The organism is Paenibacillus sp. NPDC093718, assembly GCF_050279985.1.
Lineage (GTDB): Bacteria > Bacillota > Bacilli > Paenibacillales > Paenibacillaceae > Paenibacillus_AQ.
The window spans coordinates 155,938-171,121 of record NZ_JBNNUS010000007.1 but is presented as its reverse complement, the minus strand read 5'-3'; the positions used below and the strand labels follow the sequence as shown (position 1 = coordinate 171,121).

The 15,184-nt window shown below is 46.1% G+C and carries 15 protein-coding genes and 1 pseudogene; 13 read left to right on the top strand and 3 right to left on the bottom strand.

Annotated features, from left to right (window positions below):
• Nucleotides 1-84 precede the first annotated feature (84 nt).
• The gene (locus ACQKPA_RS21460; protein ID WP_427494542.1) at nucleotides 85-297 is read right to left on the bottom strand and encodes a hypothetical protein; all 213 of its coding nucleotides are present in this window, start codon (nucleotides 295-297) and stop codon (nucleotides 85-87) included.
• Nucleotides 298-592: 295 nt separating this feature from the next.
• On the opposite strand from ACQKPA_RS21460, the gene rarD reads away from it, so the two are divergent.
• From rarD to ACQKPA_RS21405, 11 genes and pseudogenes are all read left to right on the top strand, one after another.
• Nucleotides 593-1,471: an EamA family transporter RarD gene (gene rarD, locus ACQKPA_RS21455; protein ID WP_427494541.1), complete on the top strand. Its 879-nt coding sequence runs from the start codon at nucleotides 593-595 to the stop codon at nucleotides 1,469-1,471.
• Nucleotides 1,472-1,975: 504 nt separating this feature from the next.
• Nucleotides 1,976-3,007, top strand: a complete 1,032-nt coding sequence (locus ACQKPA_RS21450) for a Cfr family 23S rRNA (adenine(2503)-C(8))-methyltransferase (RefSeq protein ID WP_427494540.1) — start codon at nucleotides 1,976-1,978, stop codon at nucleotides 3,005-3,007.
• 173 nt (nucleotides 3,008-3,180) lie between these two features.
• Nucleotides 3,181-3,444, top strand: a complete 264-nt coding sequence (locus tag ACQKPA_RS21445) for a CD3324 family protein (protein WP_427494539.1) — start codon at nucleotides 3,181-3,183, stop codon at nucleotides 3,442-3,444.
• Between the two features lie 421 nt (nucleotides 3,445-3,865).
• Nucleotides 3,866-4,462 (top strand): 50S ribosomal protein L4, encoded by a 597-nt coding sequence (rplD, locus tag ACQKPA_RS21440; protein WP_427494538.1) that lies wholly within the window; start codon nucleotides 3,866-3,868, stop codon nucleotides 4,460-4,462.
• A gap of 432 nt (nucleotides 4,463-4,894) precedes the next feature.
• The gene (codB, locus tag ACQKPA_RS21435) at nucleotides 4,895-6,172 is read left to right on the top strand and encodes a cytosine permease (protein WP_427494537.1); all 1,278 of its coding nucleotides are present in this window, start codon (nucleotides 4,895-4,897) and stop codon (nucleotides 6,170-6,172) included.
• Nucleotides 6,141-7,409, top strand: coding sequence for a cytosine deaminase (locus ACQKPA_RS21430; protein WP_427494536.1), 1,269 nt, complete (start codon nucleotides 6,141-6,143; stop codon nucleotides 7,407-7,409). The genes codB and ACQKPA_RS21430 overlap by 32 nt, the downstream gene beginning before the upstream one ends.
• Nucleotides 7,410-7,653: 244 nt before the next feature.
• Nucleotides 7,654-7,836 (top strand): annotated as a pseudogene (locus tag ACQKPA_RS21425) (transcriptional regulator); the annotation flags it as partial.
• A gap of 12 nt (nucleotides 7,837-7,848) precedes the next feature.
• On the top strand, nucleotides 7,849-8,337 hold the full coding sequence (locus tag ACQKPA_RS21420; protein WP_427494535.1) for a phage tail protein: 489 nt from the start codon (nucleotides 7,849-7,851) through the stop codon (nucleotides 8,335-8,337).
• The gene (locus ACQKPA_RS21415) at nucleotides 8,330-8,752 is read left to right on the top strand and encodes a DoxX family protein (RefSeq protein WP_427494534.1); all 423 of its coding nucleotides are present in this window, start codon (nucleotides 8,330-8,332) and stop codon (nucleotides 8,750-8,752) included. The genes ACQKPA_RS21420 and ACQKPA_RS21415 overlap by 8 nt, the downstream gene beginning before the upstream one ends.
• Before the next feature lie 46 nt (nucleotides 8,753-8,798).
• Nucleotides 8,799-8,927 (top strand): hypothetical protein, encoded by a 129-nt coding sequence (locus tag ACQKPA_RS21410; RefSeq protein WP_427494533.1) that lies wholly within the window; start codon nucleotides 8,799-8,801, stop codon nucleotides 8,925-8,927.
• 50 nt (nucleotides 8,928-8,977) lie between these two features.
• On the top strand, nucleotides 8,978-9,289 hold the full coding sequence (locus ACQKPA_RS21405) for a hypothetical protein (RefSeq protein ID WP_427494532.1): 312 nt from the start codon (nucleotides 8,978-8,980) through the stop codon (nucleotides 9,287-9,289).
• A gap of 70 nt (nucleotides 9,290-9,359) precedes the next feature.
• Here the strand turns inward: ACQKPA_RS21405 and ACQKPA_RS21400 are convergent, their stop codons facing one another.
• Nucleotides 9,360-11,966 (bottom strand): GH116 family glycosyl-hydrolase, encoded by a 2,607-nt coding sequence (locus tag ACQKPA_RS21400; RefSeq protein WP_427494530.1) that lies wholly within the window; start codon nucleotides 11,964-11,966, stop codon nucleotides 9,360-9,362.
• 186 nt (nucleotides 11,967-12,152) lie between these two features.
• On the bottom strand, nucleotides 12,153-13,139 hold the full coding sequence (locus tag ACQKPA_RS21395; protein WP_427494529.1) for a LacI family DNA-binding transcriptional regulator: 987 nt from the start codon (nucleotides 13,137-13,139) through the stop codon (nucleotides 12,153-12,155).
• Between the two features lie 185 nt (nucleotides 13,140-13,324).
• Between ACQKPA_RS21395 and ACQKPA_RS21390 the strand changes: the two genes are divergently transcribed.
• A complete protein-coding gene (locus ACQKPA_RS21390; RefSeq protein ID WP_427494528.1) occupies nucleotides 13,325-14,263 on the top strand; it encodes an ABC transporter permease in 939 nt (312 codons plus the stop codon).
• Between the two features lie 16 nt (nucleotides 14,264-14,279).
• Nucleotides 14,280-15,170 carry a carbohydrate ABC transporter permease gene (locus ACQKPA_RS21385; RefSeq protein ID WP_427494527.1) on the top strand — a complete coding sequence of 297 codons (891 nt, stop codon included), beginning with the start codon at nucleotides 14,280-14,282 and terminating at the stop codon, nucleotides 15,168-15,170.
• The last annotated feature ends 14 nt before the right edge of the window (nucleotides 15,171-15,184 follow it).

Genomic DNA, 15,184 nt, shown 5'->3' with positions numbered 1-15,184 from the left:
AGAGAGGTTCTTGTGTTATCACATCGAAGCGACAAAGATCTAACTATATTTTCGATGCTTATTTCATTAAGATAAACGAGCAGGTCATTGATCAATTTTCATGCCATAGCGAACCAACAAAGCGAGCTCCATGCTTCCCTTCAGCGCCAGAAGAACAGCCATAATTGTAAGCCAAAGGATCAGGCCCGTTTGATAGATTGTTGCAATGTGCCCTACAGGCAAAACTTGTGGCGTAGACAACAGGAGTGTTTCTTTCCATTTGTTGGCTTTAAATATTTTTTTCACATGAATATTCATTCCACCGAATCCAGTATTTCTTTACTGTGAATTCTCCATGGCTTGGTGTGAACCCTATACTGCTAACCATCTCCTTCCCGTACTGTCAATTACAGACGTGATCCTCAACCCATTGAACGTGAAGATAGAACCGAAGATTAATAACATTACGCTAACGAGAGTTATAGCTCAATATACAGCGGCAGCCGAACAAGAGCGTAACTGCCTCCCGGCGGATCAATTATTTCCTTTACTTAAGCGAGGATCGAGGCGTATAATTCGTTGAGGATTCGGAGCGAGAAGAGGGGAATTAATTATGAACAATGGGTTGGTTAACGCTATTATCGCGTATATCATGTGGGGGGTTCTCCCGCTTTATTGGAAGTTGTTTGACGATGTGCCGGCAGGCGAAATTCTGTCACATCGGGTTGTATGGTCGTTCGTCTTCATGGGTATTCTCGTCGCCGTCCAGCGTCGCTGGGGTGACATGAAGCGGATTGCGGCTAGCCGCTCGCTCCTGCTGTCGCTCGCCGCCAGCGGACTGCTGATCGCTGCTAATTGGCTCATCTTCATCTGGGCGGTCAACAACGGCCATGTTGTCGAGACAAGTCTCGGCTATTATTTGAACCCGTTGCTGAACGTCCTGCTAGCGGTTGTCTTCCTTCGTGAGAAGCCAAACCGCGGCCAATGGCTCGCGATTGCCATCGCTGGCGCTGCGGTGCTCATCATCGCCATCGACTACGGGCGGTTCCCATGGATCGCGATATCGCTGGCCGTGTCGTTTGGCTTGTACGGCCTTGCGAAGAAGAAGATCGTGCAAGACGCTTCTGTAGGCTTGTTGTCGGAAACGGCTATAATCCTGCCAGTTGCGCTCGGCTACTGGATCTATTTGGCCGCCGTGGGAAAGGCGACGGCATGGACGCTGCCTGCGTCCATGTTCGTCGAACTGCTTCTTTCCGGCGTGGTAACGGCGCTGCCGCTGCTCTTCTTTGCGCGGGCGGCCGCCCGGATGGCGCTGTCCACGCTCGGCTTCGTACAATACATCGGGCCGACGATCATGCTGTTACTGAGTGTATTCGTGTTCAAGGAATCTGTCTCACCGGTTCTGCTCATCGGCTTCGCGCTCATCTGGACAGCGCTTATTGTCTATGCTGCGGCATCGATTCGAAGCACGCAACTCGCGAAGACAAGCTGACGGCAAAGGCGCCATGGTTCCGTCATAACGATCATTTCAATCCGATGGCGCGGAGATGGCCGTTTTCCTTTTGTGATGTTATCTGGCATACATAGGAAGACATAACAGGCCGCCGATTGATTGACTTTTTGGATGACCGGGGCAGACTGCGCGAAGCGTATCATTTGCAACTTGTATCTAACTTTCCTTGACCGTAATATATATATTGTGTTGAATTTTTCCATGTAATAACTATGATGAATGAATTGGGAGGGATAAAGTGATGACTGCTTCTGAGATTGTAGATGTAAACGTGAACCTGTCATGTATAGCGAAGTTTGACAAGGTTCACAAAATAACAAATCAGATACCGGAGCTTTATCCTTCTATGCATATATATATAGTTCGCGACTTACTTATAGTTAGTCTCTTGTTTTCGTATAGGTGTAGTTAGGTTAATGTACGCAAAAAAGCACCGGTAAGCTGGTGCTTTTTTGCGTTTTCTCCGTTTAAAGGGAGATAGAAATGAAGCATTTATCTAAGTATGAGAAAATTCGCAACATCTTATCGGCACTAAAACAACCGAATTATAGATATTCGCAAATAACAGAGGCAATCTTCAAGAACAAGATTGGAACTTTTGAAGCAATGAACAATTTGCCCAAGCCATTAAGAAATGAATTAATCAAAGAGCGTGGAAACAATGTGCTAAGCATCACGCCAAAGATGGAGCAGAAATCCAACCAAGTTAGCAAAATTCTGTTTGCCATCCCTGGTGATGAATACATTGAATCCGTAAGGTTAAGTTATAAAACCGGCTGGGAATCATATTGTATCTCTTCGCAGTGCGGTTGCGGATTTGGTTGTACATTTTGCGCTACGGGAACACTCGGTTTGAAGAGGAATCTCACAACGGATGAAATAACGGATCAACTTCTTTACTTTACTTTGAATAACTATCCCTTGGACAGTGTGTCCTTTATGGGGATGGGAGAGGCACTTGCAAACCCATATGTATTTGATGCATTGCATGTGCTGACGGATCCTAAACTTTTTGGTTTAGGACATCGAAGAATTACGGTTTCCACAATAGGTTTAATACCTGGAGTAAAAAAGTTGACGAAGGAGTTTCCACAGATTAATTTAACGTTCTCGCTTCATTCACCATTTCATGATCAGAGAAGCGAGTTAATGCCAATTAACAATCATTTTCCGCTAGAAGAAGTTATGACCGTGTTGGACGAGCATATTCAGCAAACAAAGCGAAAGGTTTATATTGCTTATATACTTCTAAGGGGAATCAACGATTCAACTGAACATGCTGAAGCCGTTGCTGATTTGCTCTGTGGAAGAGGGTCATGGGAACATTTATATCATGTCAATCTAATCCCTTACAATTCCACCGATGCCACACCACAAAGTTTTGTAGAGTCGGATCAGACCCGTATAAATAGGTTCCTGAAAATCCTGAAATCAAAAGGAATTCACGTCACCGTCAGGACCCAATTCGGATCGGACATCAACGCAGCATGCGGTCAGCTATACGGATCAAAATAAGGTTAGAAACACAGAATAGCTGCTAGGAGGGAAATGCAATGCTCTTCCATAAAGATACATCTATAACACATGTATGACTCCATGCAGAGCCGGTTTTGGGATATGCATGGAGCAGCCAATATAATGAAAACTGGCTTTGCTGCTTGAACAATAATTTCAAGGAGTGGGTCGAAGTGAGATATACAAATGCTTCTGTCGTCTTGCCGGAGGAGCTGGTTGAACAATTACAGAAATATGTCCAAGGGGAATACCTCTATATACCAGCTCGTAAAAACGAATATAAAGTCTGGGGAGAGCTGTCTGGCGCACGAAAAGAGATTAACAAAAGGAATGATGCTATTCTGCAAGCATATTTATCTGGCGCTTCAGTCGAGGAACTCTCGGAATCATTCTTTTTATCAACCTATGCTATCAGAAAAATAATATATCAGAAATAAATACCTATGATTCCCTTCAAGCGTGCTTCAATCGAGCACTATTACTTGAAGGGATTTTTAATGCACAGAAGAAATCGGGAACTCCGTGCGCCCGCTTAGATGTTAATTAGCAATAGTTATATGTAAATTAATACAAAATACTACAGCATCGTTTTGTATATAGATCATAAATTTTCAATCTGTTATCGTGAAGATGGAAGGGAACCACAGGGCTTAAACCAACTAAATTTGCATCAGAAGGGGGTCGAAGTGATGGATGTTATCGTAAATACTTCGATTGCAGTATAAGTGAGCAGGAAGAAGAAGCTGATATTCTAATCTAATAAAACAACTGATTATCATGATTTCTGCTCACTTTTGAGCTAAACGTTCCCATCATACAATCCACTTATTTATGATGATAATCAGGAGGTTACTAACATTGTTAAACGTTTCTGTTTATAATATGGAAGGTAAAATTACGGGTGAAATGGAACTTGAAGAGTCCATCTTCGGTATGATACCCAACGAATCGCTTCTGCATGAGGCTGTTGTTAACCATCTTGCGAACAAGCGAAGTGGGACGCACTCGACTTTAACTCGTGGCGAAGTTAGAGGTGGAGGCAGAAAACCCTATAAACAAAATAAAATTGATAGATCTAGAGCGGGTTCAATTCGTATGCCGCACTGGCGTCACGGAGGTATTGCGTTCGGTCCGAAACCACGTGACTATGGTTATCGTCTCAATAAAAAGGTTAAACGTCTTGCGATTAAATCAGCTTTATCCGCTAAGGTACAAGATAAGGAACTCATTGTAGTTGATCGTATTAAACTTGATAGTTACAGGACTAAGTCGATCGTTGCCATGCTTACTGCTCTTCATGCCAATAAGAAAGTGCTTATTGTAACTCCTGAGGCGGATCACATCATGTATAAAAGTGCAAATAACATTCCTGATGTACAGACAGCGGAAGCCAACTCGCTGAATGTATACGATATTCTTAATTGTGATGCGTTCATTATGCTAAGGATGCAATAAGAATAATTACAGATAAATATATTTAATCTTAAGCAGTGGTTATGGATATGATCCCCTTTAAGCAGCTAGTGTGCCATAAGCGCATTAAATGTACTTGAAGGGGATTATTGATGAGCGGTATACGGAAGTCATTTAATATCGAATTCAAGGATTTTAACCATTGGATAATTATAACATTGACAACTGTAGGTTTTTCCAAAATAATAGAATGTAATTGAATACTGGTACCTTTAATTCAGTCCAGAGAGGCTGACAAGGGCAGCGGATTTTTTATAATCACGCGAGGATCAGTGCGTATTCCGTCAGGGGATGCTCTGCGTCTTCGCGCGGGTTATGATGTGAAAAAGAGGCTACTTGTCAGTTAAGACTTGACGAGTAGCCTCTTTTTTCTGCTTCTTTGGTATCAGAACACTTTAACCTGGAGGTATTCTGATGAGCAAACAAGATCAAGAGTTTTCGTGGCAAGCGGTGCCGAAAACGCAGAGAAACCATTTTTGGAAGACGTTATCCGTCATGCTAGGGTTCACATTCTTTTCGGCAAGCATGCTGGCAGGGGGGACGCTCGGAGTCGGCTTAACGTTCATGGAGTTCATTGGTATCGTGCTTGCGGGCAATTTGGCACTCGGCATCTATACGGGAGCGCTGGCGCATATCGCTGCCAAAACGGGCCTCTCCACGCATTTGCTGGCAAAATATGCGTTCGGTGAGAAAGGGTCGTACCTGCCCTCGTTCCTTCTCGGATTCACGCAGGTCGGATGGTTCGGCGTCGGCGTCGCCATGTTCGCAATTCCGGTCGCCAAAGCGATGGATTGGAACGTGTACCTGTTGATCTTCCTGTTTGGTCTCGCCATGACGGCATCGGCCATCTTCGGCATGAAGTCGCTGGTTATTCTGGGTTATATCGCGGTTCCGGCCATCGCTATCCTCGGCAGTTACTCCATGTTCGAAGGCGCAGACTCAATTGGCGGGCTTCAAGGCTTGCTCGATTACACGCCGACACAGAGCCTCACAACGGCAGCGGCACTGACCATTTGTATCGGCTCATTCATTAGCGGCGGGACCTTGACGCCCGATTTTGCACGGTTCTCCCAGTCGTCCCGGCAGGCGGTTACCGCGACGGTCATTGCGTTCTTCCTTGGAAACTCGCTCATGTTCCTGTTCGGCGCAGTCGGCGCAATGGCGTATAACCTGGCAGATATCTCGGAGGTCATGTTCCTGCAAGGGCTGATCATTCCCGCGATCATCGTACTCGGGCTGAACATTTGGACGACCAACGATAATGCGCTTTATGCTTCAGGACTGGGCTTTGCCAACATTACTAAAATTTCGAAGAAAGTCTTCGTTATCGTAAACGGCATCGTGGGTACCGTATTGGCCATGTGGATGTACAACAATTTTGTTGGTTTCCTGAATGTGCTGGGTGCGGCGATCCCGTCCATCGGAGCCATCATCATCGCGGACTACTTCTTTGTGAAGCGCAGAAACTATAAACCGTTTGCCGACATGACTTTTAAAAAGGTAAACTGGATAGCGATGGCTGCTTGGGCTATCGGCGTTGCTTTCGCCCAGCTGGCTCCGGGAATAACGCCATTGAACGCACTGATCGGTACGGCGGTGGCCTACATCGTGTTAATGCTGATCATTCCTGCCAAAGAATCCAATGAAATGGGGAAAACAAATGATTATACAGAACGCAAAATTGCGGGGTAAAGAAGGTTTATGGAATATTGTCGTGAAAGACGGGAAGTTTGGGCTAATCACGAAGTCACTGGAAACAACTGCGAATGAGGAAGTTATTGATGTGGGAGGCTCGCTTGTGCTGCCGCCGTTCATTGAACCTCACATTCATCTGGACACAACATTAACGGCGGGTGAGCCGGAGTGGAATTTGAGCGGAACGTTGTTCGAAGGCATCCAGCGATGGTCCGAACGCAAGCCGTTCCTGACGCATGAAGACGTCAAAATGCGCTCAAAAACGGCACTGAAGTGGCAGATGGCGCAGGGCATCCAGCATGTACGGACGCATGTCGACGTCACCGATCCAAGCTTGACCGCAGTTAAAGCGATGCTGGAAGTGAAAGAAGAAATGGCACCCTACATTGACATCCAGCTTGTAGCATTTCCACAGGAAGGCATTCACTCCTACCCGAACGGCGCGGAATTGCTGGAAGAGTCGCTGAAAATGGGCGTTGACGTGGTCGGCGGCATTCCGCACTTCGAATTCACGCGGGAATATGGCGTCGAATCGATGAAGGTTGCGTTTAACCTCGCCGAAAAATACGACCGACTTATCGACATTCATTGCGATGAAATCGACGACGAGCAATCCCGTTTCGTGGAAGTCGTCGCCAAAGAAGCATACGAACGCGGGCTGGGCTCCCGCACGACGGCAAGCCACACGACGGCGATGGGGTCATACAATGATGCATATACGTACAAATTGTTCAGATTACTGAGGATGGCGGATCTCAATTTTGTCTCCAATCCACTGGTCAACATACATTTACAGGGACGCTTTGATACGTATCCGAAAAGAAGAGGACTGACTCGCGTCAAAGAGCTGCAGGAAGCCGGTCTTAATGTGTGTTTCGGTCACGATGACATCTTTGATCCATGGTATCCGCTAGGCACGGGCAACATGCTTCAGGTGCTGCACATGGGCATCCATGCTTCGCAGTTGCTCGGTTACGATCAAATCGTGAACTCGATCGATCTCATTACGAAAAACAGTGCAAGAACGCTGCATATCGAGGATGTGTACGGTATTGAAGAAGGCAAGCCTGCCAACTTCATCGTTCTTGAAGCGGAGAATGAATATGAGGCCATTCGCAAACAAGCCGCAGTGCTTTATTCGTTCAGAGGCGGTCGCAAAATCGCCGAAACGAAGCCGCGGGACACGTCCATCGTTCTTGAGGGCGGTTCGGAGAAGGTCACTTTCAATAAGTAATCTAGTATGCATTAAAATCCGCGGAAATCGCGGATTTTTTTGTTTGGGCTTTAGACAGGATTATCCCAAAAGCCAAATCATCTGGAGTAGGTTGCCGACAGCAATGAATCGGCGGCCTTTTTTTAATTTATTCATCGCCCCCTAAACAGTATCACTTTTTGACATGATTTAAGAATATGATAAACCCATCAAGTAAAACGAAAATTTAAAGAAGAGGAAGGGATTGAATATGACAAATTATACGCTTGAGGGGGAAGGGAAGACGGCTGATGAGTTGAGTAATGTGCTTGCTGGTGTTGCCTTCGGTCAAGTATTGCCGGAAGCCAAGAATTTCGCCTATGTTGGCGGGCCCAATGCAACGGTTGAGATGGGGCAGCGAAACGGCCTAGTATTTGGTGAAATGTGGATTCCCATTGTCAGGAAATAAGGAGGGATAACAATGTCCAATATCATTGATTTTAAAAATGTATCTACGGTTGGGTTAGAATCTTCACCCGTAGCAGAAGCACTTGCTGGTTTACGAGCGAATGAAGCCCGTTACTTTATGAACAAGTATAAGCATGAATTTACGGTTGTACCCGCCAGCGAGAGCCAGGAGACCCTTGAATATGTGAATCGAATATTGAAAGAAGAACGACATCTTGAGTTTGCGGCTAAACCTTTAGAAACGTCGCGTTTTCAAGTGGAAAACATCCAGTTTGCCTATGTTTTTTATGAGAATGGTCTTGGACTCAATGTCATGTATACGGTTGATGACCCTAAGAAGCGAGCCGTTGGTTTTAAGCTTTCGGAGGGGATGGAGGTACCAGAGGAATTAGAAGGGAAGTTTAAGTTTGCTAGGCAGAAGTCTAAATTAGCCGGAACCATTCGGGGCTCGTTCTTTGTAATTAAGAGAAATTATACGGATGAGGTGGGAACCAATGAATAAAATGATCGGTGTGGAAACAACGATGAAAGTAAATGCCCGTCCGCTCGGAAAAATGGTAACTTATTGGACAGTCACATTGCTGCTCGCAGCAGCTATTATGTTAAGTGGTATCGGACAACTAATGCAATTTGGAGGAAACCTCGAGTTGGTGACGAATCTGGGCTACCCAGTATACGTCCTGACCATTCTCGGGATTTGGAAAGTGGTTGGAGCCATCGCTCTCGTCGTGCCAGGTTTACCTCGAGTTAAAGAATGGGTTCACGCTGGTATCTTCTTTTTAATGACGGGTGCGGCACTATCCCATGCATTTGCTAACGATTACGGTGACTACGGGTTTAATCTGATCCTCCCGCTTTCATACGCTGCACTAAATATCTTCTCGTGGGCGCTACGGCCAGCGAAGAGCCGCTTATAAGATTACAGAAAATGACGGCGTGATTATTCTGGAAGTAGAAAAGCCTATGACGGTAGCCGGATCGGCTGCCGTTATTGACGTACAAGGAGAATTTCGTTACCCGTTGGGAATTCGGCTGTGTGTCGACTTCGATGAGAGCAGCTTGCCCTGGCAGCTGCTCTTCCTCTATATTTAAAAGGAAATTCTACTGCAAATCGATTCTCTTCATTAATAGGAGGCATATCGATGGTCGGGACGATTATCATTTGTTTTTTGGTATTACACATCATCATGGCTGCCATCATGGCGGTTTTCGCTAGAGATGAAAGCATGAGAAATACCATCGGATTCCAAGCTTACACCCCCGAGCCGAAATCGGCTGGAGATTACATTTTTAATGTGTTGTTCTTTCTCCTTGCGGGTGGAGCTTATTATATGGAGTCGATCAATGATCGAATTGCGCCAAAGTTTTGGCTGGTTAGGATCGGCATCCGAATTACGGTTCTATCCATTGCCATCATTGTTGTTTTTATTCTTGCCATTATCTTTTCCATTTGATTTATCCTGCTGTATCGTTACATTTAATTGTAGTTGAAGGCAATGACCACGTTATCTGATCGTCACTCGCCTAGCCGGACTGAATGACCAACGAAGACCCGGTATTCATCCGAAGGGTTGAAGAGAAGACGAATACTTCTTCCTGCCAGTTGCAGTCAAGGACTTCCGTGCCGTCTAACGATATCCCGTTTACATTCCGCCCTTTCATAAACGGCAAGTTCAGGCAACGTAACTCCAGTTCCCCGTAAAGCACGTTCAGTCCGATCCGGTCGTTCTTCCGCACGAATGTTCCCCAGCCTGAATCCAGTGACCAGAAGCAGCGGAAAAACTCTTCCTCGGTTATAGGCTGAAAGCCGATCCTTTTCTCCGTCATGTCGTATTCGAATCCGCTGAAAGCGAGCAGCAACGCATAGCTGGCCATCGATCGGGCATAGTTGCTTCCGCACTCGAACTCGTTCCACGGATTGCGCCGTTCTCCGTCGTACCGGTTGCGGATCGCTTCGACGATCTCCATGCCTTCGGCGACCATTCCTTCCTGAATCATATGAATGGCTGCCTGATATTCGAAGCCGTTCATTGTTTCCGTTGCGTAGGTGAGCGGAACGGTCGGTTTCACAGTGCCCTCAGGCCATGTACAAATCATTAACCCGGCCTCATCGTTTAAGCTGTACAAGCGCCATGGGTTGAATACGTTTCGCATGCTTTTTTTGAAGTTGTGAAGGTAGATGGATGCAAGCGACTTCCGGGTCTGTTCCGGATCGAAAATCTCGCCCAAACCGCACAGATTGGCATGCCACTGGGCCAGCACCTGGTCGATAACGCAGCCGTCCGAAACCTGATACTTGATTTCCTTTGCTTCGTCGTTCCAATAATCCCGCACGGCACTCTCGTCGTATTTCTCGAGAACAGATCGATCCTTCAAATCGATGGTTTGGACATAATAATTGCCGTTAAATAAATGTTCGTCCGTCCATGCTTTCCCCTTGGAAAAAAGCGCCAAGTATTGTTCCGCCGCGTCCGTTTCTCCCAATTGACGCGCCATTTCAGCGCCTGCTTTAAGAGCGGTGAGATAAAAACCGTTCAGCCAGGCGTTTGGTCCGTACAGTTCCATATCGAGAGTATGATGCTGCCTGCCCTCCAGCACGCCGTCCCGGTCAGCGTCCCAGCGGTCCTCGTTCGTATCGGCCCAAGCGAATTCGAGCGACTTTTTGATGGCCGGCCAAATCGATTTCAGCCATGCCGTGTCACCGGAAATCTTCCAATCGCGATACGCTTTGATCACGCCGCCGAACTGGCCGTCGGCGCACGCCCGGAAGTCCGATGCCGATCTGCCGAGCGGAAGCTGCAGACGGAACCCCATTTTGCCGTCTTCTCGGATGTTATACTTATAATCCAGATCGCGCATGGATCGCTCCAACTTCGGGAAAAGAAACGGCAGCGCATAGGCGTAATTCCACACATGGGTGCAGGAGCCTTCGCAGCAGCCTTCGTTGCAGATGCAGCCTTCGAAGCCGTAAAACGATCCGTCCGGTAGCCGCAGGCAGGTCGGCGTTTTCAGGATCGAAATATTGGCAGAAACGGCGTCGAGCGCAGCGGGAGGAAGGCTGGATGAGTACAACGCATCCTTGAACAGCTTGGTTTCGCGGTACAACCGCTCCCAGTGCTTGAGTGCGTAGGCCGCGCTTTTGGTGGAATCAGAAAACAGCGTTGCGTAATAATTTTTCCACGTTGCGGGTTGCGATGAGTTGCAATCGTTGTCGCTGCAGCCGCAAGATTCCCGATGCCAATAATTGTGGCAATTCGGGAAGCTCCAAGAGATCACGAAGCGGACGCTATTCTTCTCACCTGGATTCAGCGCGAAGTGCGCGGCCAGGGAGCAGACGTCTACACCGTTGCCTTTCGTCGCGGCCGGGTCGTAAGTACGGTTCGTAAATTTGGCAGCTTCGGTGAAGTCCTTCCAGAAAATCTCCAAATTATCGAACCAGCCGCCGCGGTACCAATATTCTTGATAACTGACATCTTCCGCATCCGTTGCAATGGACAGGTCGCCGAAATCGGGAGCGCTGAAATCATGGCCACGTGAGGACAGTTTGATCAGCTGAATGTTGTCATTCCTCTTATAACGGTGATAACGTTTATGATCTTGCATCGGGTTCGTTAGCGAAAGATTGATGGTATAAGTGACAGTATGGTCAGTCGTATTATGCATTGCGATGTCAAAAAATGCGCAGGGAATGCTTGAATCTTTGTCATTTAGCGGAATGAACGGATTAAATGCAGTCAGCTCCACCGTGCCCGGGAAACAATCGTCGGCTGCCTGAAGACGGGCGAAGGGAAACTCGCCGATAAAGCGTGTATGCTGAAAATGGGGAACACCCGCCATCGTCGCTTGATTGGGCCCGAAGCCGTAACCGCCGTGTTTCCTCGTTTGGATGTTTCCGGTGTAAGAAGGCAAAAGATCGCCATTCAGTACACGGGCATCGAGAAGTTCGCCGTCTGCTTCGGCTTTTACCGCAAAAAAGCTGAACCCGTTCTCGCTTAACTTGTTCGGTCGATTGAATATTTCCCAGTCGATCAAACGGCCGTTTCCGGCAAGACCGATGCTGCCTGTTCCAATGCCTCCTAGCGGAAATGAAATTTCTTTCGTTTTGGCCCCTTCATAGATAAATCTGCTCATAGCCGCATGTCTCCTTGTTCAACAGGAAATTGGTTGTTTCGTTCACGTGAACGACTTCATCTTAGCATAGGAAAAAAACCTTGTGAACTCTTTTCGTTCACGTGCACGTTTTTGATATGCTTATTCGTCCTTATTTTGAAAGCAATGCGGGCAGTCAATAGCCCCTGTATCGGCGAATCGGAGGGATCAACACGATTCGCCCTTGATAATATGATGCTCAACGAGCGTTGTCATCGGCACTTGCCGGCCTTCGATTTGTCCGATCAGACAGTCGATGATTTGGTTGCCGATCGTTTCCAAGGAGTACGATATCGTCGACAAGGCAGGGGAAATATATTTTAGTGTTTCGATATTGTCGAATCCCATCAGTCCGACATCCTCTGGCACGCGAACCCCGTTTTGCTTCAAGTGGAGCCAAATCTTCAGCGCGTATTTGTCGCTTGTGCAGAAAATGGCTTTTCGTTTGCCACCCTGCGCAAGGAGATTATCGATCTCTTCAATATATCCTTTATGGCCGATGACATGGGATTGGAGATGGCCTGCTTTTTTCAGTGCATCCTGAAAGCCCGCGAACCGTTGTTCCACGGCATAAACATTCGTTTTTCCGCGAAGAGACAAGGGGGGGCTGACATAAATGATTTCCTCATAGCCTTTCGCAGTGAGCATAGCAATCGCATCGCGGATGGCCTTACGGTCGTCGATCCATACGTGCGGCACCGTCTTGGACACCCGGTTGCCAAATGTGACGACCGGAATATTCAATCGCTGAATAAATTGTTTGAAGGCCGCACCCGTGTTTACCGATAACAAAATAATACCGTCCACCTTCCGGTCCGCCAAATGATTCAGACATTCCTGTTCGATGTCCGGATTTTTATTCGTGAGCGTCAGATTGAGGAAGTAGCCTGCTTCCCTTGACCGTGATTCGACGGCATTGATAAGCTGCGGAAACAGCTGGTTATTGATGTCGAAAATGACCGCCCCGATCGACATCGTTTTGCCTTTGACAAGGCTTTGGGCGAGAAAATGAGGCCGGTAGCCCAACTGTGAAGCCGTTTCCAAAATTTTTTGCTTGGTAGCCTCGCTCACTCCAGGACGGTTATTGAGCGCCCGGTCGACGGTCCCTCTGGAAACGCCGCATATCTCTGCAATTTCTTTGCTTGTAATATTCATCCATTTCACCTTTAAACATAATAATGTATTTCTTTCTGCATGTTACCATACCATTATTCAGTGTGCAAAGTAAAAGAAAATAAGAGCCGTTCACGTGAACGAAATAAGTATTTACCAAAATATAAAGTCATGTTACACTGAAACCGTTCACGTGAACGGTGATTATTGGAAGGCAGGTGAAAGACTTGAATCTTGGTAATGCAGGAGTTCTTAACAAAAAGAAAGGGCTGCTTGCCGAATGTATTAAGCACAGAAATCTTTTATTTATGATTTTGCCAGGCATACTCTTCTTTGTAATCTTTAAGTATGGGCCAATGTACGGAATTCAAATTGCATTCAGAGATTTTAAGTTCAGCAAAGGTATTACAGGAAGCACATGGGTAGGGCTGCAGCATTTTTATGACTTATTTGCTCGCCCGAGCTTCAAAGAAGTTTTTGTTAATACCATACAAATAAGCACGCTCAAACTTATTTTCGGCTTTCCTGCTCCCATTATTTTCGCCTTACTCTTAAATGAACTTAGATTGGTTAGATTCAAAAAAGCAGTTCAAACCATCAGTTATCTTCCACACTTCGTTTCATGGGTCATACTTGGCGGTCTATTCCTTCAATTACTTTCACCAACTACAGGACCTCTAAATATATTACTCAAAGAATTAGGGATGAAGCCTATATATTTCTTAGGCGATAATGGATGGTTTGTGAGCACGTTGGTAGTTACAAGCATTTGGAAAAGCATTGGCTGGAGCTCGATCGTTTACCTTGCGGCGATTGCGGGGACCAACTCCGAACTGTATGAAGCAGGGAGTCTTGATGGTTGTAATCGCTTTCAACTTGCCTGGTATATTACAATCCCAGCCATAATGCCGATTGTTACCATTATGTTCATATTTGCTGTTGGCGGCATCGTTGCAGACGATTTTGACCAGATTTTCAACCTCTATTCCCCAGCTGTATATAAAGTTGGCGATGTGCTTGGTACCTACACATATCGACATGGAATAGAAGGGATGGATTATAGTTTTGCAACGGCAGTGGGGCTGTTTACCAATATTATATCTTTGATGATGGTCTTCGCAGCGAACTATTTTGCGAGAAAATTCAGCGATTACGGTATTTGGTAAGGGGGAAGTGGACAAAATGAACCGTTCGAGCCGAATAAAGAAAAGCATAGGAGAGCATGTCTTTGATACTTTCAATGTGGTGCTCATGATTTTATTGTGCCTTACTACAATTTATCCATTCTTGTACCTCCTCTCTCTATCTTTAAGCAGCGGGAATATCTCGTTAACGAAAATCCACTTGTTCCCTCCAGAGTTTTCACTTGCTAATTATGAAAGCGTTTTAAGCTATGGATATATAAAAACGGGATTTATGAACTCGATCATGCGTGTTGTCCTTGGCACAGTGCTAGAACTGTTTTTTTGTTTACTCGTTGCTTACCCGCTTGCAAAGAGATATCTTCCCTTGAGGAATTTTTGGACCGGAATCATTGTATTTACGATGTTTTTTAGCGGAGGGTTAATTCCAAGCTATATTCTCATGAGAGAACTACATCTAATGAACTCAATATGGGCGCTAGTTCTCCCCAATCTGATTCCCGCTTTCTCCATGATTCTGATTAGAAATTATATCATGTCACTTCCTGATAGTATCGAGGAGTCAGCAAAGATAGACGGTGCAGGTGAATTTACAATTCTGTATAAAATCATTGCGCCAATGATTACTCCCATTCTTGCGACCGTTGCGCTGTGGTCAATTGTCGGACACTGGAATGCATGGTTTGACTCGCTTCTATATTCAACATCCCCCGAGAAGCAAGTATTGCAAGTAGTTATGCGAAACATTATTCAACAGGGGGATGTAACTTTGGAAGCCGGGGCAACCTCCACAGTACTCTCTGGCAGCGTTAATCCAACAACAATAAAGGCTGCTACGATCATGATCACTTCGTTACCCGTTATCGCCATTTATCCTTTTTTACAAAAGTATTTTGTTAAAGGGATTATGGTTGGTTCATTAAAGGGATAAAAATTAGGGGGAGT